This is a genomic window from Rhizosphaericola mali, from assembly GCF_004337365.2.
Classification (GTDB): Bacteria; Bacteroidota; Bacteroidia; order Chitinophagales; family Chitinophagaceae; genus Rhizosphaericola; species Rhizosphaericola mali.
In genome coordinates, this window is record NZ_CP044016.1 from 288,035 (window position 1) to 310,279 (window position 22,245).

The window sequence follows — 22,245 nt, forward strand, 5'->3', positions numbered from 1 at the left end:
ATAATGACCCGAATACAACATTATGGAAAATAATAATCAAGCAAAACCAGTCACCATTCTTACAGGATTTTTGGGTGCTGGAAAAACAACTTTTTTAAACGCTTTAATTAAATCAGATACCACCAAACGTCCGATCATCGTTGAGAATGAGTTTGGCGAAGAAAATATAGATTCAGAATTGGTTATCGGAGCAGGAGATAAGATTTTCTCTTTTAGTGATGGTTGTGTTTGTTGTAGTTTGAATAATGAATTATTCGAATTATTACGCCAAATGTGGTCCAATCGTGACAAATTTGATGAAATGATTATCGAGGCGACAGGTATCGCTGATCCAGGATTTATTGCCATGCCATTTATGGAAGATCCGAATATGGAAAATTTCTACAAATTGGATCGTGTTATTTGTTTGGTGGACGCGCAATTTATCGAAAGTGAATTGGAAAATACGGAAGAGGCGCGCAAACAAATTGCCTTTAGCGATATTCTTTTAATTACAAAAACCGATTTAGTTGATGCCGATAAATTGCATCAAATTAAACATATTTTAAAAGATATCAATCCTTGGGCGACAGTTTTGGAAGGAAATAATAAAGATGGTTATCCTATCGATAAAATTCGCCAATTGACACGTGAAAATATTGACAACGCCATCATGGAAGATACGCAAAATCAATATGAAGCAGAAATAGAAGAAGAACATCATCACGACCACGATCATGAACATCATCACCATGACCACCACGATCATGCACATGAAGGACATCATCATGAACATGGAGAGCATTGTGAGCATCACAGTCACCATCACGGTATTGAGTCTTTTAGTGTAAAATATGACGGTGTATTTGATTTGGAAAAATTACAAGATGCCTTAATCGACATTTTGAATGATAATGACAATTTAGTTTATCGTGTCAAAGGATTTGTTCATGTGAAAGATATTCCAAACAGATTGGTCGTGCAGTTAGTCGGTACACTTCTAACAATTACCGACGGACAAGCTTGGAAAGAAAATGAAGAAAAAATAAGTCGTTTAGTTTTCATTGGGAAAGGAATTAACGAAGAACAAGTAGAAAAGGCAATTCGTGATTGTCAAACAAAAGTAGTTGAAAAGGTATAGTTTATAGTTTTTAGTAAGAAGGAAGAAGTTTGAAAACGATTTAGTTTTCAAGCTTCTTTTTTTTATTGTAAAAAACATATACTTTGTACCAATTATTGATGTACTAATCTGACGATGTGTGATGGAACAAAAAAAGGAAAAATCTAAATTATATAAAGTCTTAACTAATATTGCACTTTGGGTATTTGTGGCGATTATTGTTGGTACCATTTTGGGTGTTACTGCGCCCGAGATGGCGAAGAAAATGGATGTTATCAGCCATTATTTTATTGAAATAATCAAAGTTTTTACTGGACCGATTATCTTTTTGACTTTGGTTACGGGTATTAGTAGTATGGGTGACTTGAAAAAAGTGGGACGTATTGGATTTAAAGCGCTGATGTATTTTGAGGTGGTTTCCATTTTTTCCTTAGCTATTGGTATTTTGATCGCCCATTACTTCCAACCTGGCAGTGTGGATATATCCAAATTACATCATGGAGACGCCTCCAAATATACAACGGGTCCAAAACAAGACATTAGCCTTTTGCATTTGATTAAAACAAATTTTACACTACAGGTTTTAATCGTCAGTATCATCACTGGAATTGTAGTTAATAAATTAAAGTTCAAAGATAAAGTCATCGAAAAATTCCATTTCGTTGAAAAATATGTTTTCATGGCTTTGAAATTGGTGATGTATCTCGCTCCATTAGCCGCATTTGGAGGTATTGCTTCTGCTGTGGGTAACTATGGAATTAAAACGTTGATTCCTTTGGGTAAATTAGTAGGTTCTGTATATGCAACGATGATTTTGTTTATCCTTTGCGTATTGTGGCCGATACTCCATTTTTATTGTAAAGTCAATTTATTCAAATTTTTACAACACATTAAAGAGGAACTATTGCTCGTCTGGGGAACTTCGTCTTCCGAACCTGCATTACCAGCTATGATGCAAAAATTAGAGGCGATGGGTTGCAGTAAATCTGTCGTGGGATTGGTTATTCCGACAGGATATTCTTTTAATTTGGATGGTACGGCGATTTATTTGAGTATGTCTGTTTTGTTTATCGCGCAGTTGTACAATGTGCATTTAAGTTTTGAAGAACTAGGCTCCATACTATTGATATTAATGATAACAAGCAAAGGTGCTGCAGGTGTGACTGGAAGTGGATTTGTCGTATTAGCCTCTACATTAACGGCTATTCATAAAATCCCATTAGAGGGGTTGGGCTTTTTATTAGGGGTGGATAAGTTTATGAGTGAAGCAAGAGCCTTAACCAATGTAATCGGCAATGGAATCGCGACGATTGTTATTTCCAAAAGTGAAAAAGAATTACATTTAATTCCGGGCAAAGATTCTATTGCAGAATAACAGATTGATTATTCAATTATGTTAAAACTATTTCAATTAGTTGACTAATTCAACTAATTGAAATAGTTTTGTTTTATGAAAGACAATATTGAAACGTTTAGAAGATTTAATAGATTTTATACGAATGTCATTGGTCTATTGAATAAACAGATTTTGAATAGTGGTTATACCTTGATTGAAGCTAGGATCCTTTACGAGATTTCTCAAAAGGAGAATATAAAGGCTTTAGAATTATTGGAACTTCTACAAATGGATAAAGGTTATTTGAGTCGGATTTTGAAAAAATTTGAAGCCCAAAAACTTATCAGCCGAATTGTTTCGTCAGAGGACAAGAGAGTTAATTCACTCCAACTAACCAATCTTGGAATGGATGAAATACAAAAATTAGATTTTGCGTCTTCTTCACAAGCTGAAATGATTTTACGTAAATTATCTACTGCCGAACAAATTACTTTGATTGACGCATTTGGGCAAATAACTGATTTGTTAAATAAAACTATGACGAATGAATAATAATAGTACAGATTTATCAAAAAATATAATAGTTAGAACTGAATTAAAACCAGGAGATGCTTCTTTTATAATTTACAAACAAGCATTGTTGTATAATACTGAATATAATTTTGGATTAGATTTTGAAAATTATGTAATGAAAGGAGTGTCGGAGTTTCTTAAAAATTATAATCCTGACAAGGACCGTGTATGGATTTGCGAATGCGATGGTCAGATGATAGGCTCCTTGGTTTTGGTGCACAAAGAGAATAATGTAGCTCAATTGAGATATTTTTTTATTGACGCACAATTTCGTGGACATGGTCTTGGTAAAAAACTGATGGGCTTGTTTATGGATTATTATCATAGTCAAAAGTTTAGTTCAGCTTTCTTATGGACTATGGATGGATTGGATTCTGCCATAGCCTTATATAAAAAGTTTGGATTCTGCTTGACACAAGAGATTAGATCCAAGACTTTTGGTAAGGAAGTTTTGGAAAAAAGACTAGACTTAAATACTTCTAAGTTTAGTTGAATGAATTCTTAGAAAATGCTTATCCTTGCAAATAAAACCCAAACTAATCGATGATAAAATTATTTTGTAGTAGTATAATTTTAACGCTATTTACTATTCTCAAATCTTTTGCCCAAAGTGATCATGACTATGTTGTTACTGTGAATAATGATACATTACACAATCGTTTTGTAGTCAAAGTAAATCCTGGTGAAAATGTAATAAAATTGACGGATAGTGATAGTTGGCAACATTGGGAATTTCCATTAGATAGTTTACGATATTTCTATTTTAAAAATACAGGTTGGTATTTAGCTGAAAAAATGGAAAATCCTAAAGATTCTAACAAACCAAGGATGTTTGATAAGCAAAAAAACTTTTTTGACTTACTTAGTAAAAAACGAAAAGAGGTTTCTATTTATGATATTTTTTTCCCCGAAAGTCGAGATAATGAGACATATAATCTGGGTAATTGGGGGTCGGTAATTGGAACTAGAACACAAACTAAAGTACGTGTTAATACAAAAGGCATAAATAGTTGGTATGAGTATGAATTTACTCATTACTCTAGTTCTGTATTGGGAAAAAATTCAATGATGTACCTTTATAATGATAATCTTGGCCTTACTAAAATTGGCTTTTTAGATCCTGATTATTATTTAAAAGTACAAGTCGAAGCTTTGTCAGAAATATTTACTGCTTATTTGGGTGATCGACCAGATTTATTGAATCCATTTCTTGCTGATAAAAAATTCGACTATGATCACATCCACAGATTTTTGAAAAAATATTTCTCCAAATAAAAACACCTACCAAAATTACTTTATGAAAAAAATGTGGATTCTCTCAATATTGAGTTGCTTTTTATTTACTACACAACAATCATTTGGGCAGGCGTATGATAATTACATTATCAACTTTAATCAAGATACGATTAAAGATTATTTTATCGCCAAAGTGGATATGGAGCGTAATATTATGCGCGTAAAAGAGAAAAAAGGTGGTAAAAGTTTCGATTATCCTTTAGATAGTGTGTTTTGTTTTAGCTATTACGATATCCCGTGGAGATTAGCTGAAAGAATGCAAGAATTACCAAATGCCAAATTTGATGAGCGATTATTTTCCAAAACTTGGACATGGATGGATTTACTTGCTAAAAAACGAGGACATAATGATGATGAACATTTCATTTATCTGCCAGACACAGATAGAAATAGTACGTTTAATTTGGGAGATTGGGGCTCATTGTTTGGAACGAAAACAACTACAAAAGTAACTGTAGCAGTTAAAGGGAAAACTCGTTGGTATGAATATCATTTTATTTACAATTCTGGATATTCCTTTGGTATGAATACTTTACATCCAAGCACTGCTTATGCAGGGACTAACTCCATAATGTATTTATATAATGATAGTTTAGGTTTGGCAAAAGTGTATTATCTCGATAATAACAAATATTCTGATGAGGCAAAATATGCAGTTAGAGATATCCTAAAGGCTTATACTTCGGATCGTCCAGATTTAATGAAAGATTTAATTTCTGAGTACAACTATGACTATGAACACATCCACAAATTTTTGAAAAAATATTTTTCCAAATAAAAACTCAAGGCGTTCCATATTGGAACGCCTTGAGTTTTTAAGAGAATGTACAATTTAGCTTTTGTATTTTTCTATAAGTGTTGCAATTGTTTGTTCTGTCAATTTATTGCCTTGTAATGATGGAAAACCTTCCCAACGGACGATTCCTTTTGGATCAATGAGTAATACATGCGGAATTCCTTGAATTTCCAATTCTTTTGAAGTACGATCTTTTGGGTCGATCGCTTCGGAATATTCAATTACGGGCGTTTTCATTTTATGAACCACTTCTTCTGATTCATTACTTATGCCCATGACGACTAAATGATCTTTGAACTTCTTTTGAAACTCATTTAAAGAAGGAATGAATTTTCTACATGGGCCGCACCAAGTTGCCCAAAAATCCACTAGAATAAATTTACCTGCAGTATCAGGTTGGGCGGTTAACCATTTTTCCACTTGCAATTGTGGCGCTTTTTTATTCAAATAAGACTTTGCCCATAGTTGTTTCCCATTATTGGATTCTTGCGCGTGAATAACTGTTGTAATAGTAAATAGGGAAAATAGTATAAGGATTGCTTTTTGCATAGAATTGTATTTGATGTAAGTGCGTAGTGCTATTGCACTACGCAAATCTTTTATTTTTCTTTTTCGAAATTGCTTTTTACCAAATCCAAATGTTTGATAAATTTTTGAATATCTGGATCATAACCATATTTGGTGTTGTCCAATGGCTTCTGATCTGCATCGATAAACATGTATAAAGGTTGTGCATTGAATCCAAATTTAGTCTTTTCATAGTCCAAATTCTTATCGCCCAATGTTGAAATTTCTTTACCATTTTTATCTTTATAGACTTGGCTGGATGGAAGATCAGAATACTCATCCACATACAAACTGATAATGACAAAATCATTTCTCAATCTATTTAATACGTCTGGATTACTCCAAACTTCATTTTCCATTTTACGACAATTAGGGCAAGAATGACCCGTGAAATCCAACATAATTGGTTTGTTCAAGGCTTTGGATGCGGCGATACCTTCATCCAAATCGTAATAGGTAGTCAAGCCAAATGGCGCATCATGTAATTTATCTGTATACAATTTTGGAGGTAATGCGGCTGATGTTCCTGCGGCAGGAGCTACATTCGCACTATTTCCAATTTTATATTGCAATTCATCCAAATTAAAATCTTGTGTCGTTGTCGGAGGTAATAATCCACTCATTGCTTTTAATGGTGCCCCCCAAAGTCCTGGGAATAAATACAAGCCAAAACAAAAGACTGCAATGGCAAAAAATAATCTTGGGATAGAAATATATTTCAAATCGCTATCGTGGGAGAATTTCAATTTACCCAATAAATATAAGCCACATAAGAAACTCAATACGATCCAAATCACTAAGAATATTTCTCTATCCAACAAATGCCATCCATAAATTAAATCTACACTAGACAAAAATTTCATTGCCAAAGCCAACTCTACAAATCCGAATACCACTTTGACACTATTCAACCAACCACCACTTTTCGGTAAGGATTTTAATAATGATGGGAAAAATGCAAACAAAGAAAATGGAATAGCCAAACCTGCACTCAATCCTAACATTCCAAAAACAGGAGCCATTTTAGCAGAAGTTCCACTTACTTGTGCCAACAAAGTTCCTACAATCGGACCTGTGCATGAGAATGATACAATGACCAACGTCAATGCCATGAAGAAAATTCCTAATAAACCGCCTTTACCAGCTTTTTCATCTGCTTTATTTGCCCAACTACTTGGAAGCGTTAATTCAAAAGCACCGAAGAAAGATATAGCAAATATTAAGAAGATTAAGAAGAATAAAATATTAGCAACCGAACTAGTTGCGATTTTATACATCGCAGCATCACCGGCAACTTTTGTGATGATAAAAGTCGGAATGGTATATATCAAAATGATCGATAACGAATACCAAATTGCATTTCGCACTCCTTCTGCCTTAGTGCTACTTTTTTTCAAAAAGAAACTTACTGTAACAGGTATTAATGGGAATACACAAGGAGTAAACACCATGATCAAACCTGCTAAGAAACAAGTCCAAAAAATACTCAATGCGGAAGAATCTTTTGCTCCAACTGTTGGCTCTTCTACAGACGCATTGGCAACACTTGATTTGTTTGTATCTATGCCTGTTGCAACTGTTGTATTGCCACTTATCCCAACAGAAAATGTCGTGTCTCCACTTGGAAAATCTGTATTTAATTTGCCTAACCAGCTGTAAGTTCCTTTTACACGGATATCTTCACTAGCAGGTATATATAAGGTTTCAGATATGGTATTGCTGTCTGAAAAGAAGAAAATTTCTTGACCTGCGTCCGCATCAGTTGCAGATTGCAATTTGCCATCTTCTGTTATTTTATCCTCTGGTTTGGTGTATTTCTCCAAACTTTTATCTAAGCTAAATGATGAGATAAATGCATCATCTTTAGCTTTTGAAGCTAGGGAAAATAATTTGAATCCAGTAGGTAATTCGGTATGTATGATCAGATTAACTACAGAATCACTCACACGATTCGCCGCAATCGTAATGGTCGGTTTGTCAGTTTTCTGTGCTTGTGTTGTGTTTGATAATTGCAACATCAACAACGCAAACAAAATTATACGTGAGAAAAATTTCATTTAAAAAATCTTTGAAAAATGAATTAGCAGATTAGTAAAGAAAAAGTTTGCCATTTACAAGAGGGCAAACTTTTCCGATATAGCTAGAATATTGTGTTGATAATTAAAGTTTTACAGTAAATTCTTGTTTGGATGGAGGCAAACATTCATGGTCGTTACATACCATAAATTCTACGGTTCCTTTCAAGTTAGTACTTACTTTACCTTTTACTTTTACCAATTGAGTAAATTCTGTTTTTCCAGAAAAATATTTTACATCTACTCCAAAGTTTTTGTCATGAGTAGTTTTCAAATCACCAGCTTCTTTTACACCACCGTTTAAGGTAACTAATGGATTTTTTGCAAATGTAATTTTGGTAGGAACTGGGCCTCCATCTGGAGTTGTTTGAGAATAAATGTGCCAAGGAGCAGGTGATTCAGAAGTAATGATCACTGCATATACTCCAGGACCTTTTTTCACTGCTTTGTAACTCCATTTAACCGGATTTCCTTGCGCGAACGCAACTACAACACTAAAAACAAGCATTAAAGCTAAAATTGACCTTTTCATTTTGAATTATTCTAATTTTAAGCAGTAAAATTATATCAAAAAAAATTGTAAAAAAAAATTTGGAGGTTAAAAATAAATACCCTATAAATCTACTATTTTAATATAGAATACTTGATTTTATCCAAATTGATTGAGTGTCAATGTTTTTATATGTGTAACCACTTGATGTGAATCGGAATTTTAGAATTTAAAAACCATATCATCATGATCAACATCCAAAACCATAAACCAGCTATCCACTTCTTTTTTGCAAAATAAAATGAATTGCCAGATAAAATTGCTGCTGGTAATACGGATAGTAACAAGACACTGTTATTTTCACTTTTGAATATAAAATAGATCAATGCAGTGAGGAATAATGCTGCTGTTATCCATACCCAAACCTTTCTTGCTGTAATGATGATTTTTCCACTGTTTCTTTGTCCAGAAATAATGCCTATAAATGTGGTAATCAAAATCAAAATTCCCGTTATCGCAAAGTGTGGATCTCTAATCTGTGATCTATGGTCTGTAAGGTCAAAATCAGGGATATATCTGAGAAATTGTCCTAAATGATTATTTAAGAATAATATAGCAGCTAAGAAATAAAACGGTAATAATAATCCAATCAGCCACACTAAGATATGGTGTATTTTGAACCTTGCCAATGATATACATGCGATTAATATCAATAATGCCCATATAATAGAAGGTGGGTAAATAATAATTGCAATACCTGTAAAAAAACTCAGATTGAAAACCGCTTTTTCAGGTTTATCCAATGTACTCAATCTTTTAAATTGTCCAATGATTTCAATGAATAAAGTATTGATAATCAGTGCTCCAGTAATATTGTTCCAATCTGGTAGCATTGCGGTAAATAAGATGTATACCATTCCGACGAGGAAATTTTCCTTAGGGAACAATTGCATATTATTAACTACACTGCATAATCTTACTCCTTGTACAACAATTAAAATCTGATATAGAAAAATCAAGAAAAATGTTGGGAATTGATTCAATGGGGTAAATATCCTATGTAATAAATAATACTCTTCAGGAATAACAACCCGAGGCGGAGCTATCATAAACGGTATATGCACGAATATGCTTAAGATGATAAGCAATACGAAACCGGCGGAAGATCTTTCTTTAAATTGTGATAGCACTTATAAGGTATTTTTGTGTATTAAGCCTCTAATTTAGGGCAAATATAATTTGCCTAAAGAATATAAATCAGTGCATTGCGATGTTTTTTAAGAATTGATGAATTAAACCATTTTTTATTTTTTATGTTAATCAGTTCTAAACAAATAATACACATACAATGAAGATATTGATCTATGCTAACAACTATATGTATTTCTACCCTTAATTTTGCACTTCTTTGTTTTAAATAAGTTGGATTTAAATTTTTAAATAAAAGCTTTTTAAGTGGGTAAAAAACATTTGCAAGGTGTCTCCGCAGCAGGCCTTATTGTTGCCTTAGGTATTATTTATGGAGATATCGGTACATCTCCTTTATATGTTTTAAATGCAATTGTACGAGGACGTATTATAAACGAAAGACTTATCATAGGTGCTATTTCTTGTATCATCTGGACTTTGACCTTACAAACAACAGTGAAATATGTTATACTTACCTTACAAGCCGATAATAATGGCGAAGGTGGTATTTTCAGTTTGTATGCATTGGTAAGGCGGCAAAAAAAATGGTTAGTCATTCCTGCTATGATTGGTGGTGCAGCATTATTAGCCGATGGCGTGATCACGCCACCTGTTACTGTAACCTCGGCCATTGAAGGTTTAAGATTAATACATAACAAGTACATTGATCTTTCTGGTATAACGACTGGTGAGATTGTAGGGATTGTTATATTGATTATTGGATTTTTATTTTTTCTACAACAATTTGGCACAGCCTCCATCGGTAAGTTTTTTGGTCCAATTATGTTCTTTTGGTTTGCCATGTTAGCGGTATTTGGTGCGATGAATATTCCGCAGTATTGGGCAATATTGAAGTCATTGAATCCCTATTATGCATTTGAATTATTGTATAATTATCCACATGGTTTTTGGCTATTAGGTGCAATTTTCTTGTGTACGACAGGGGCAGAGGCGCTATATTCAGATATGGGACATTGTGGTAAGGAAAACATTCATTACACATGGATATTTGTAAAAACTTGTTTGATTTTAAATTACTTGGGACAAGGTGCGTGGTTATTGGCACAAAAATCTGGCGTATATGTAGATGCACCCGAAGTGCAAGTAGCCACTAATGCATTCTTTGGAATGATGCCCACATGGTTTAAGTTACCGGGAATTATCATTGCGACATTTGCCGCTATTATTGCTTCTCAAGCATTGATCTCTGGCGCATTTACCTTGATCGCTGAAGCATTGCGTCTAAATCTTTGGCCGAAAGTAAAAGTGAATTATCCAACAGAAGAAAAAGGACAAGTATATATACCTGGTATCAACTGGTTACTTTGTTTTGGATGCATTTTCATCGTCTTATTTTTCGAAGAATCTTCCAAAATGGAAGGAGCTTATGGATTGGCTATTACGCTCTGTATGATTAGTACATCCATTTTATTTGCCAATTATCTGTTGGGTAAGCGGGTAAATAAGCTTTGGATATTGCTGTATCTGGTCGTATTTCTTGTTATTGAATTCTCATTCTTATTTGCCAATTTGGACAAATTTCCACACGGTGGTTATGTGACTGTGTTATTGGCGGGTATTCTTTTTTACATCATGTACACTTGGTTCAGAGCTCGAAAAATCAAGAATAGATATGTGGAATTTGTAAAATTGGAACATTATATCCCAATGATTCAAGAGCTAAGCAATGACAAAACAGTAGCGAAATATGCAACCCATTTGGTTTACATGACAAGTGCGGACAATCCTAAAGAAATTGAACATAAAATCGTATATTCTGTATTGAATCGTAAACCAAAACGTGCGGATATTTATTGGTTTGTGCATGTGGATGTTTTGGATGATCCATACACTTGTGAATTTATGGTAGAACATATTATTCCAAATGATATCATTCGTGTGGAATTTAGATTGGGTTTCCGTGTAGAACAGCGTATTTCCTTGATGTTGCGTAAGGTTGTAGAAGATCTTGCAAGAAATAGAGAGGTGAATATTACGAGCCGTTACGAAAGTTTGGAGCGTAACAATGTCGCTGGTGATTTCCAATTTATTGTGATGGAAAAATATTTATCAAGTGACAATGAATTGTCTATTTGGGATAAGATCATTATGAAATCCTATTTCTGGTTAAAACAAGTGAGTTTGAGTGAAGAGCGTGGTTTTGGATTAGATCCAAGTTATGTACAGGTGGAAAAATTCCCATTAATTGTATCTCCTTCTTCGGATGTTCCTTTACGAAGGATTTTCCCGAAAGAAAAATATTAGTAAAAAAGGCTGCAAATTTTGCAGCCTTTTTCATGTTATTTATTTACCCAAATATTATCACTGCGATCAATATCTACATCGAAATAATTACCCAAAACGATTTTTTCTATTTTCTTATTAGAATGCAAGGGAATTGTTACCGAGCTATTCCCATTTTTCCATACTTCAATGGTACGATGTATTTTCTCTTTTGATTGATCTCTGTAAGTGATGTACAAGTCAATTGGCGTAGGTTTTCTTCCTTTGGAACGAATGGTTATTTGACTATCTTTTACAGTTTCAATTGCTTGATCAGAAAATCCAGATTCGAAAAACCATATTTTCCAAAACCAATTCAAATCTTGCCCTGATCCTTCATTCATACAATTGAAAAAATCATAAGGAATAGGATGCTTGCCGTGCCAAGTCGCAATATAATGATGCAAGGCTTTGGTAAATAATTCAGGTCCTAATAAATCTCTCACATACAAATATCCCAATCCTGGTTTGGGATAAGAATTAACAGCAAATGCTGTCGTTCCTTCGTAATAAATGCCTTGCATCTGCGAGGTTGGCGTCATGATAGGTAAGTCCATTTCTTTACCAGCAAGAGATGCGTATCCATCCACATCGAATGTATCAATGGCACCGTTGAATACTTTTTCAGTCAAAATCCATTCGCCAACTGTCGCCCAACCCTCGTCCATCCAACCATATTTAGTCTCATTTATTCCCATATAAAATGGAAACATGGTGTGAAAAATCTCATGCGAAGTGAGTGTGAAGCTACCTAACGTATCCGTTACAGGAACGTCATTGACCATCATCGGATATTCCATTTTATCCAAACCATCAAATACCGTTTCATGTGGATATGGATAAGGCCATTTTGGTAAATAATGGCTCATTAAGTTCACTGTGTTGCGCGCTTCACCAATGACATGATCATAGGATGGATGAGATGGATTGAATACAGCATCTACTCTTGTTCTTCGCTTGGTTGTAGAATCAACCATTACACTCGAGGATTGCCATTGGTAATGATCACTTAATGCAAATACAAAATCCGTTACGTTGTCCGCAATAAAATGAAATGAATGTTCTTTCTTATCTGTAGTTACTAGCTTTTTAGAAAGTTCATCTGGTGTAATTACATCAATGGTTGTATCCGATTTTTCTGCTTGTGCTAATTTGGATAAAATATTGGGACGATACATGTCTCTTCCATTTTGTAAATCTCCTGTCGCCCAGATAGCGTAATCTTGTGGGACGGTAATATGTGTATCGAAATGAGCAAAATCATTGTAAAATTCATACGTACCTAAATAAGGAATCTTGTTCCAGCCATCAATATCGTCATACACTGCAATTCTTGGGAAAAAATAGGCGATGAAAAAGGAATTGTCATCAATCGCTCCTGTGCGGATATGTGATTTTTTGTTTAAAGTATAATTATAGTGTATCTCAAAATGCAAACTATCATGTGGCAAAAGTCCTTTTACTGGGACAAACATATTCGTTCCCATAATGGAAACCTCTTTCATGCTTTGTGGCGATTGATTGATTTTCATCGTTTCAATCTTCATTCCATCCGTGATATCTTCTTTTTCGATTGGATAGACACGCATAGCGCCCGCTTGATAAAGATTAGGATATAATTTGAATACGATTTCCTTTAGCGTGTCAGGACTATTATTGAAATAGGTAATATTGGCGACGCCAGACAATAACCGATTGGTCGGGTTAAATTCTATATCTAAGTTATAGTTCGCAGTATTTTGCCAATACTTCGATCCTGGTAATCCACTTTTTGATCTTGTTTGATTTTGAAAAGCCGCTTCAATATCTCTTGGAACATACAAATGATCTTGCGCTTGCGTTTTCCAACTATACAATAGCATTGCCAATGCTAATATTTTTTTCATGTGTGTAGTCTTAATTTTAAATGTATTCAAATATACTAATTGTATGTATTATGTTATTTAAATAAAAATACCTCCAGTAATAAAAATAATGGAGGTATTAGAAAGTATAGTTTTCAAATTATAATTGAACTTTCAATTTGTCTAATTCCTTTTTAGGAACGGCTTTTTTATTCACTACTACTGAAATGGTATTAATCGCAAAATATGGAACACTCACATAGATAAATCCTTTGTGTGGGCCAACCTCCCCCCAAGAATTTTTTACTATGAAAAATTCATTGCCTTTCTCATCCTTTGCTAAGCCGGTAATTTGCATCAAATGATCGTCTTGCATAATCTGCTCATCAAATAGTTGTTGACGTAATTGTTGTGTATACGTTGGTTCTGTAAATGTTGGAAATTTTGCAGCGTCATCACTATTTAACGTTAAAAGAGCAAGACCTTTTCCTTGTCTGAATCCTTGATTACTCACGTCCGCATCCCAAGTCAAAGTGTAGCCTTTTGCTATGCAATCTTTTGTTGTTTGAATAAATTCTTCCAACGGTAGATTATAGTACATATTGCTATTATAGTTGTCGGGAACTTCCATCGCAAATTCTGAATAAAAAGGATGATGCGTAAAGGAAGTTAGGCCGATAAAGTCCGATGGTTGCTCTTTAATAAATGCTTTTGCAAATGATTTTGGGGTATATTCTTTACCTTCATATTGAAACGAACTTGGCGGTGTTCCTAGATAACTTTGCAATATTTGCGTATAACCATTGAGCCAACTTGTATCTAATTTTTCCTTGCTAACTTCAATCACACTATCCAAATATTTTTTTAATACAATTTGCATTTTATAGTCGTGCTTCATAATTGTATCACCACCGATTCCTGGATAGATTTCTTGCGGTACGGTGCCAAATTCTGCTACGGCATTGACCATATCTTGTCCCAATCCACCTTCTGTAAATCTGGTATTTCCTTGTCTGCGGATATATTTAATCGCCTTATCCAAATACAAATTGTATACGGTAAATGTTTCGGAAATGTCTAGAGGCCTTGTAGAATTTTTTAATACATCACTTTCGGTCATCGCTGTACTTGAGTAACACCAGCAAGTCCCAGATTGACCTTGGTTTTTAACGGAAGTTGTCGCATTGTTTTTGATAATTGTATAATTATCTTGTGCGAATGTTAGAGAGGATAAGGCTAGCAAACTAGCACTAATAAGAAATTTTTTCATATAAAATTATAGTTTAAAATATTAATGTGGAATGGTCTCTTCGAATACTATATTATTATCAATATCAAAATATGTACATGTAAATGTATTCAAATCCATGAGCCATTTTACGACTCCATTGACCGCACAATCTTTGCAAAATGTATAATAATCTGTGTTACCTTGTTGGTGCGTGCGTAATCTTTCGATAAATAATGCTTTATTCAAAATTGGATTTATAGTCAATTCTGTATATTTAGATACAGATTGTGTACTATAATTATTTGCTCCAAAATATATAGTATGACTGTCTTTTACCCAAGTTTCAAAACGGAGCACTCCTAATTGTTTAATTTCTTGGATGTACTGCGGAAAGCCAGATCCAGACTTTACTTTTGCATGCGCTTCTTCTATTTGCGTTACTGTAAACATGGATGATTATTTTTCTATAGGAATAATTGCTTCTTTTTTATTTTCCTTGACCGATTTTGGAATAGATTCTAAAATGACATTTTTCAAAGCATTTACCAATCTTTTTTTGACAAAATCTTTATGGGTTATTAAGCTGACTTCTCTTACTGGTGCTGGACTAGAGAAATTTCGAAGTCTTTCTTTTTGAGATTTGTTCAAATCATCCGTCGCTAATTGCGGTAAAATAGTGATGCCGTCGCCCATGTCGACCATGCGACGTAGTGTTTCCAAACTGCCCGCTTCGTATTCAAACAAACTACCTTCTTTACTATTTTTACGCAGTTCGCATAAATTGATAATTTGCGAGCGGAAACAATGCCCTTCTTCCAAAAGCCATAGTTTATTTGGATCAATATCTTTGGAAAGAATAAATTCCTTTTGGTATAGTTTGTTCTTTTCAGAAACGTAAGCAATCAATTTTTCATAAAACAAAACATCTTCTTTGATATTTGTTTCATGTAAAGGCGTAACCACAATGCCTACATCAATCTTGCCTTCTTTTAATTGTTGGATCGTATTTTCTGTAATTAATTCAGTTACTTGTACCTTAACATTGGGATATTTTTTGGTAAATTTTGGGATACATAATGGCAAAAGATAAGGCGCCAAAGTTGGGATAATTCCGATACGTAATTCACCGTTAACAATGCCGTTTTTAGAGGATATGAGATCCTGCAATTCATTGCGCTCTTGCATGATCTTTTTTGCTTGCAAAATAATCGCTTCGCCCATTTCTGTGGGGATAACAGGTTGTTTGGAACGATCAAAAATCTTGATACTCAATTCTTCCTCCAATTTTTGCACTTGCATGCTCAATGTTGGTTGCGTCACATAACAATGCTCTGCCGCCGTAGCAAAATGTCGATAGGTGTCAACTGCAATAATATATTCTAATTGTGTGAATGTCATTTATTTAAATAAAATACTTAGATGTGAATTTGTGATTTATTTAGGTTAAAAATAGAAATAAAATATGGGAAAAAATGTTGACAACTCGACTTTCCTATTTATCGATAGAATTTTACCTTCGCTCAATGGCAAAAGCGAGTTCAGAAACCCCGATGATGCAACAGCATAAGGCAATTAAGCAAAAATATCCTGATGCGATATTATTGTTTAGGGTAGGTGATTTTTACGAAACATTTGCAGAAGATGCGATTAAAGCATCTCAGATTTTGGGTATTACTTTGACCAAAAGAAGTAGTAGTAATGCAGATGCGCCAGACTTGGCGGGCTTTCCGCACCATGCGTTAGACACATATTTGCATAAATTAGTAAAAGCGGGTTATCGTGTTGCGATCGTGGACCAGTTAGAAGATCCCAAACAAGCGAAAGGTTTGGTGAAAAGAGGGGTGACGGAGCTCGTAACGCCGGGAATAGCGACGAGTGATAAAATGCTAGATAATAACAGCAACAATTTTCTCGCGTCTATTTTCTTTACCGAAAAGGAAAAAACAGGGATCGCTTTCACCGATATTTCCACAGGTGAGTTTTTTGTAGCGGAAGGAGATTTGGAATATGTGGAAAAATTAATCCAAAGTTTGCGTCCATCGGAAGTTATTTTTCAAAGAAGTTATCAGAAATATTTCAAATCTACTTTTGGAAATAGCATTTATACGTACACTTTAGATAGTTGGATTTTTGAGGAAGCATTTACGACGGAATTGCTTTTGAAACATTTTCAAACCCATTCATTAAAAGGATTTGGTATTGAAAAAATGCATTCTGGTATCATTGCTGCCGGTGCGATTTTGTACTATTTGAAAGAAACGGAGCATCCCAATCTGCAACATTTGACACAAATACAGCGGATTGAAAAAGACGATTATTTGTGGATGGACCAATTTACGATTCGTAATTTGGAAATTTTGGGCAATGGTTATCAAGAAGGAAATAATTTACTCAAAGTTTTGGATAATACGTCCAGCCCAATGGGCGCAAGGCTTCTGAAACGTTGGTTAGTATTACCACTAAAAGATCGTAAGAAAATTAATGAGCGTTTGGATACTGTGGAGTTTTTTATAAAAGAAACTGAAATGCGCACACAAATCCAACAATATATCAAAGATAGCGGAGATGTGGAGCGTTTGGTCAGTAAAATTCCTTTGAAAAAAATCAATCCACGAGAAATCGTTCAACTAGCAAAAGGACTTGGAAATGCGGAAAAAGTAAAACAATCTTTGGGGGAAAGTACGCAACCATATTTGCAAAGATTGGAAGATGCAATCAATCCATGTCGCTATATTTTGGAAAAAATTGAAAAAGAAATCAATGAAAATCCACCGGTAGCGATTGCCAAAGGAGATGTCATTAGAGATGGTGTTGATGCAGAGTTGGATGATCTTCGCAAAATTGCAACGAATGGCAAATCTTATTTGCAAGAATTACAACAACGAGAAGGAGAGAAGACTGGGATTTCTTCTTTGAAAATAGGTTTCAATAATGTATTTGGATACTATTTAGAAGTGACCAATTTACATAAAGATAAAGTGCCAGAAACTTGGATTCGCAAACAAACTTTGACCAATGCAGAGCGTTATATTACGCCGGAGTTGAAAGAATATGAAGAGAAAATTACAGGCGCAGAAGACAAAATTGCAGCGATAGAAGCGCGTATTTATGATGCACTTTTGCAAGAGTTACAAGACTATATCGCTCCCATACAGACCAATGCCAGTGTGCTTGCTATATTGGATTGCTTGATTTGTTTTGCCAATAATGCACTACAATTCAAGTACAAAAAACCGGAAGTGCATGAAGGTTTTGCATTGGATTTAAAAGAAGCTCGGCATCCTGTGATTGAACGATATTTGCCGGCAGGCGATCACTATGTTGCCAATGATATTTATTTGGATCCACAGTCACAACAGATTTTGATATTGACAGGTCCTAACATGAGTGGTAAGAGCGCTTTATTGCGACAAACGGCATTGATTACTTTGATGGCACATATTGGAAGTTTTGTTCCCGCAGATAGTGCAAAAGTGCCATTGACAGATAAGATATTTACCCGTGTCGGCGCTAGTGATAACTTGAGTGGTGGAGAATCTACATTCATGGTGGAAATGAACGAAACGGCGAGTATTATCAATAATATTTCGCCTAGAAGTTTGATTTTATTAGATGAGATTGGTCGTGGTACGTCTACATATGACGGTATCTCGATTGCGTGGAGTATCGTAGAGTATTTGCATAATGCGATGGCTAAACCCAAAACCTTTTTTGCAACGCATTATCATGAGTTGAATAATTTAGAGGAAAAATTAGATGGCGTGAAAAATTTCCATGTGACGAATAAGGAAATTGGTGGAAAAATTATTTTCTTGAGAAAATTAGCGCCTGGTGGAAGTACACATAGTTTTGGTATTCATGTTGCAAAAATGGCGGGGATGCCACCCGAACTATTACATCGTGCCAATGAAATTTTGCATACACTAGAGGAAAAAAATGGCGAGAATGAAATCGTTTCTCATTCTGATATTGGAGAAAAAATAAAGAAAATTTCTACACCAGAATTGCAACTTAACATATTTGATAGTTATACCGATACGTACGAACAAATAAGAAAACAACTGACCAATATTGATATTAATCGCCTGACACCAGTCGAGGCTTTGATGAAGTTGAATGAAATCAAACAATTGATAAAATCATAGTTTGGGAAATATGAAATTTGTTTATTCTACTAAGTAACAATGGTAAGTGTGAGGATAAAATTTGAAATATGAAACTACAATTTTGGTCTATTGGAAAGGCGCATGAGAGTTATGTAAAAGCCGGAATTGAAGATTTTACAAAACGAGCGAATAATTATTATAGTACGGACTGGAAAATAATTGCAAGTGTAAAAAAAGCGGCTTCGCTCTCTGAGAATGAATTGAAAAAAGCAGAAGCAAAAATCCTTTTACAAGAGTTACAAAAGGAGGATGTTTTGGTGCTTTTAGATGAAAGAGGTAGAATGCTTTCTTCGCCTAAGTTAGCCGAGTTAATTGAACGTTTTGCCAATCAAAGTGCTAAAAGAGTAATTTTTCTAATTGGTGGAGCTTTCGGAGTCGATGATAGTGTATTTTCTCGTGCTAATTTTGTGTGGAGTTTGTCCGAATTGGTATTTCCACACATGCTCGTTCGCCTAATATTATCTGAGCAATTATATCGTGCATGTACCATTATAAAAGGAGAGAAGTATCATCATATATAGTACTTCTCTCTATTGTAATATTAGCTTTTTTGCGCAAATTTTTTCCCAATTTCATCTAATTGAGCAGGTGTAAATTTCCCTGTTCTTTCTAGCACTAATTTAAAATAGGCGATCTCTTCTGGCGTTCCTGGACAGCCCGTATTGTCGCCGCTAGTACTAGTGAGATCTTCTGACGCACTTTTCAATCGACTATTTGCAATATATTTTCCACTAGCATCCAAAATTAACCAATAAGGAATTCCCGAATCCTTGCCTCCATGATCTTCTAAAAATGTCATACCTCCTTCATTTTCCTCTTTTTTCTTTGCCCCATTTTCTAATACTGTGATGTGCGTAATCACATAGTTCTTTTGAAAATAGGATTTTAATTCTGGACTAGACATTAAAGTATCCATGTGGTGACACCAGCCACACCAAGACGCATGAAATAATAGAAAAACTTTTTTGTGCTCTTTTTTTGCCTGAGCATAAGCTTTTTGTAAAACTTGATCCGTTGTGGGGACGGACTGACTAAAGGCTGTGATCGCAAATAAAATGGCAAATACTAAAATGCTTATCTTTTTCATATTCTGATTTAATTATAAAATAGATATAAAAATATTGAAAAAAAATTATGCTTAGATTTTTATAAAAAAGTTATTATTTTTTTTGCAATTATGATTTTAGCTGCTATATTTGCACTCCCGATTTGGGGATGTATTCCTCCTTAGCTCAGTTGGTTAGAGCATCTGACTGTTAATCAGAGGGTCGTTGGTTCAAGTCCAACAGGGGGAGCTGAAAATCAAGAAGTTATGAAGTTAAATTCATAGCTTCTTTTTTATTTGATACATCATTTGATACATCCATAATTGCAAATAATCAAGACTATTTTTAATTCCATTTAACAAAATATTAGCATTATTACACCATCACAAGTTGTGTTATTTTTACTTATTTGGTCTTAGTATTACAATTTTAATTAACACACGATCATAAATTCTACTGTTTTATGAAACATAAAGTACCCAAAGTGAGTTGGACAACTAAGATGCTTTCTAATACGCCTTACATTAGAGAAGTTTCCATTGATGGTAAAAAGGCAAACTTATTCCATCGCAGACTAGGTTATTACGATTTATATGTAGCACAAGTCATGCGATTAGGTAATTGTCTTACTCTTTTAAGTGTTGTTCCTTCTTTTTCACTCGACAATTTCCGAAATACCAATTTGTTGGTGGATATGGTACGCTTCGTTTATTGGACATTTAATGAGGCTTTTTTAATAAGGCTGGAAGAATATCTATGTAGCTTTTCAATTAATGAACTTAGTGGCATTCATCATCTTTTAGAAACCTACTCCAAGCCTTTCATCTGTATTTCTGATAATGAAATAGATGAAGAGTTAATCTGGTGCAGCGCTAAAAGCCAAAGCCTTCAAAAAGATGTTAAGTTTAATGCACTATTTGAAAAGGATAATTATAACAGGCTAGCTTGTACAAAATATGTAAGACGATTAATAGATAGTAAAACAAAGACTAATTTGGATCTTATTGATGGTGATGTATTACCAGTCGAGATAAGTTTTGCCGATATGCTCTTAACTGAAGATAAAACTTTGATTCTTTCCGAAATGGAACAAGAAATAATTACTGTTGGTTTTCCACGTAACCCTTTTCATCCAGTAGCAAAAAATAAGAAAGGAGCAAATCAATATGGATTAAATGCTCAGATGGCAGCCATTGTTTTTCATTACCAACAACAAGGCTATTTCAAGTCCGAATTTACATTCAAGGAAATATATAAAGCATTTGGGAAAATGGGAGGAAATGAATCCGGTAAAGATTATAACTTGGATTATTTTAAACAAGATTTTCTTTTCGATAAATATCTACATCTGTTCTCATCTGAGTAGCTAAACTTAAGCTATTAATATCGGGTCTTTCAGAGGGATATTTCAATTTGAATATAAGGGAGGTAAATGATTGTAATGACTCATTCGTATTTCATATTCATTGGCGGAAGTAGTTAAGCTTTTCAATACTGTTTTTTGTTTCACTAAGCTAAGATAGTTCTCTTTAAAAAGAAGACAGCTTTCGGCGGCATATGCTCGCTACGCTCCGCTATTCCACGTTCTGTCTTCTTTTTAGAGAACCATCTTCTGTCGCTGTTACACAAAAACAGTATATCATGAAAATCTACAACACAGTTTCCGCATTAGAAAAAGTTCAACCTCAATGGTCTGCATTACAAGAAGTGCAACTCACCTATCGGAACAAAATGAAAGCATCTCAAAGACCAAAAATCAATATGGCAGAAGATGCACTTTCTTTATTTAGAACTGTTTGGAACGAGGAAGAAATGGAATTGGTAGAATCGTTCAAAATGCTATTACTAAATAATGCTAATAAAGTATTAGGCGTTTATCATGGATCAACCGGTGGAACTGCTGGTACTATTGTCGATATTCGAATCCTTCTAACAGTCGCATTAAAATCAAATGCATGTAAAATTATTGTTGCACACAATCATCCATCTGGAAACCTAACTCCAAGCACAGCTGATTTAAAAATTACAGAAAGATTAAAAGATGCAGCAAAACTGATGGATATAACTTTATTGGATCATTTAATCTTGACCACAGATGAATATCAATCTTTTGCTAATGAAGGACTCTTATGAGTCCTTCATTATACGCATTGTATGTATGGCAACTATGCGTATTTTGTGTTATATGCGTCAATGCAATAAATATAATAAGTTTTGCGTCATTAGAATTTTGAGGATAAATTAATAATAATCAA

The 22,245-nt window shown here is 34.3% G+C and carries 20 protein-coding genes and 1 tRNA gene; 12 read left to right on the forward strand and 9 right to left on the reverse strand.

Features of this window, described 5'->3' with window-relative positions:
* Positions 1 to 22 precede the first annotated feature (22 nt).
* The 6 genes from E0W69_RS01145 (at position 23) to E0W69_RS01170 (ending at position 5,082) form a co-directional block, all read left to right on the forward strand.
* On the forward strand, positions 23 to 1,120 hold the full coding sequence (locus tag E0W69_RS01145) for a CobW family GTP-binding protein (RefSeq protein ID WP_131328200.1): 1,098 nt from the start codon (positions 23 to 25) through the stop codon (positions 1,118 to 1,120).
* Between the two features lie 121 nt (positions 1,121 to 1,241).
* Positions 1,242 to 2,474, forward strand: a complete 1,233-nt coding sequence (locus E0W69_RS01150; protein ID WP_131328201.1) for a cation:dicarboxylate symporter family transporter — start codon at positions 1,242 to 1,244, stop codon at positions 2,472 to 2,474.
* A 75-nt stretch (positions 2,475 to 2,549) separates the two neighbouring features.
* Positions 2,550 to 2,987, forward strand: a complete 438-nt coding sequence (locus E0W69_RS01155; protein WP_131328202.1) for a MarR family winged helix-turn-helix transcriptional regulator — start codon at positions 2,550 to 2,552, stop codon at positions 2,985 to 2,987.
* Positions 2,980 to 3,501 (forward strand): GNAT family N-acetyltransferase, encoded by a 522-nt coding sequence (locus E0W69_RS01160; RefSeq protein WP_131328203.1) that lies wholly within the window; start codon positions 2,980 to 2,982, stop codon positions 3,499 to 3,501. The genes E0W69_RS01155 and E0W69_RS01160 overlap by 8 nt, the downstream gene beginning before the upstream one ends.
* 50 nt (positions 3,502 to 3,551) lie before the next feature.
* Entirely contained in the window at positions 3,552 to 4,283 is a 732-nt protein-coding gene (locus tag E0W69_RS01165; RefSeq protein ID WP_131328204.1) for a hypothetical protein, read from the forward strand.
* Between the two features lie 22 nt (positions 4,284 to 4,305).
* Positions 4,306 to 5,082: a hypothetical protein gene (locus tag E0W69_RS01170; protein WP_131328205.1), complete on the forward strand. Its 777-nt coding sequence runs from the start codon at positions 4,306 to 4,308 to the stop codon at positions 5,080 to 5,082.
* A gap of 54 nt (positions 5,083 to 5,136) precedes the next feature.
* Here the strand turns inward: E0W69_RS01170 and E0W69_RS01175 are convergent, their stop codons facing one another.
* From E0W69_RS01175 to E0W69_RS01190, 4 genes are all read right to left on the reverse strand, one after another.
* On the reverse strand, positions 5,137 to 5,649 hold the full coding sequence (locus E0W69_RS01175) for a TlpA family protein disulfide reductase (protein WP_131328206.1): 513 nt from the start codon (positions 5,647 to 5,649) through the stop codon (positions 5,137 to 5,139).
* 50 nt (positions 5,650 to 5,699) lie between these two features.
* A complete protein-coding gene (locus tag E0W69_RS01180) occupies positions 5,700 to 7,724 on the reverse strand; it encodes a protein-disulfide reductase DsbD family protein (protein ID WP_131328207.1) in 2,025 nt (674 codons plus the stop codon).
* 103 nt (positions 7,725 to 7,827) lie between these two features.
* Entirely contained in the window at positions 7,828 to 8,274 is a 447-nt protein-coding gene (locus E0W69_RS01185) for a protein-disulfide reductase DsbD domain-containing protein (protein ID WP_131328208.1), read from the reverse strand.
* 146 nt (positions 8,275 to 8,420) lie between these two features.
* Positions 8,421 to 9,341, reverse strand: a complete 921-nt coding sequence (locus E0W69_RS01190; RefSeq protein WP_131328209.1) for a DUF6427 family protein — start codon at positions 9,339 to 9,341, stop codon at positions 8,421 to 8,423.
* Positions 9,342 to 9,687: 346 nt separating this feature from the next.
* Between E0W69_RS01190 and E0W69_RS01195 the strand changes: the two genes are divergently transcribed.
* Entirely contained in the window at positions 9,688 to 11,685 is a 1,998-nt protein-coding gene (locus tag E0W69_RS01195; RefSeq protein ID WP_131328210.1) for a KUP/HAK/KT family potassium transporter, read from the forward strand.
* A gap of 35 nt (positions 11,686 to 11,720) precedes the next feature.
* On the opposite strand, the gene E0W69_RS01200 is transcribed toward E0W69_RS01195, so the two are convergent.
* The 4 genes from E0W69_RS01200 to E0W69_RS01215 form a co-directional block, all read right to left on the reverse strand.
* Positions 11,721 to 13,589 (reverse strand): M1 family metallopeptidase, encoded by a 1,869-nt coding sequence (locus E0W69_RS01200; protein WP_131328211.1) that lies wholly within the window; start codon positions 13,587 to 13,589, stop codon positions 11,721 to 11,723.
* Between the two features lie 118 nt (positions 13,590 to 13,707).
* Entirely contained in the window at positions 13,708 to 14,817 is a 1,110-nt protein-coding gene (locus E0W69_RS01205) for a C1 family peptidase (protein WP_131328212.1), read from the reverse strand.
* Positions 14,818 to 14,838: 21 nt separating this feature from the next.
* Positions 14,839 to 15,228, reverse strand: coding sequence for a DUF1398 domain-containing protein (locus tag E0W69_RS01210; protein WP_131328213.1), 390 nt, complete (start codon positions 15,226 to 15,228; stop codon positions 14,839 to 14,841).
* 6 nt (positions 15,229 to 15,234) lie between these two features.
* Positions 15,235 to 16,176: a hydrogen peroxide-inducible genes activator gene (locus tag E0W69_RS01215; RefSeq protein WP_131328214.1), complete on the reverse strand. Its 942-nt coding sequence runs from the start codon at positions 16,174 to 16,176 to the stop codon at positions 15,235 to 15,237.
* A 74-nt stretch (positions 16,177 to 16,250) separates the two neighbouring features.
* On the opposite strand from E0W69_RS01215, the gene mutS reads away from it, so the two are divergent.
* Together mutS and E0W69_RS01225 are read left to right on the forward strand one after the other, a co-directional pair.
* Positions 16,251 to 18,923, forward strand: coding sequence for a DNA mismatch repair protein MutS (mutS, locus tag E0W69_RS01220; protein WP_225321355.1), 2,673 nt, complete (start codon positions 16,251 to 16,253; stop codon positions 18,921 to 18,923).
* A gap of 68 nt (positions 18,924 to 18,991) precedes the next feature.
* The gene (locus E0W69_RS01225; protein ID WP_131328215.1) at positions 18,992 to 19,465 is read left to right on the forward strand and encodes a 23S rRNA (pseudouridine(1915)-N(3))-methyltransferase RlmH; all 474 of its coding nucleotides are present in this window, start codon (positions 18,992 to 18,994) and stop codon (positions 19,463 to 19,465) included.
* A 20-nt stretch (positions 19,466 to 19,485) separates the two neighbouring features.
* Here the strand turns inward: E0W69_RS01225 and E0W69_RS01230 are convergent, their stop codons facing one another.
* Positions 19,486 to 20,031 carry a thioredoxin family protein gene (locus E0W69_RS01230; protein WP_131328216.1) on the reverse strand — a complete coding sequence of 182 codons (546 nt, stop codon included), beginning with the start codon at positions 20,029 to 20,031 and terminating at the stop codon, positions 19,486 to 19,488.
* A gap of 134 nt (positions 20,032 to 20,165) precedes the next feature.
* On the opposite strand from E0W69_RS01230, the gene E0W69_RS01235 reads away from it, so the two are divergent.
* The 3 genes from E0W69_RS01235 to E0W69_RS01245 all read left to right on the forward strand — a co-directional run bounded on the left by E0W69_RS01235 (position 20,166) and on the right by E0W69_RS01245 (position 22,123).
* Positions 20,166 to 20,239, forward strand: a tRNA-Asn gene (locus E0W69_RS01235).
* 214 nt (positions 20,240 to 20,453) lie between these two features.
* A complete protein-coding gene (locus tag E0W69_RS01240) occupies positions 20,454 to 21,356 on the forward strand; it encodes a hypothetical protein (RefSeq protein ID WP_131328217.1) in 903 nt (300 codons plus the stop codon).
* Positions 21,357 to 21,631: 275 nt separating this feature from the next.
* Positions 21,632 to 22,123, forward strand: coding sequence for a JAB domain-containing protein (locus tag E0W69_RS01245; RefSeq protein WP_131328218.1), 492 nt, complete (start codon positions 21,632 to 21,634; stop codon positions 22,121 to 22,123).
* Positions 22,124 to 22,245 lie beyond the last annotated feature (122 nt).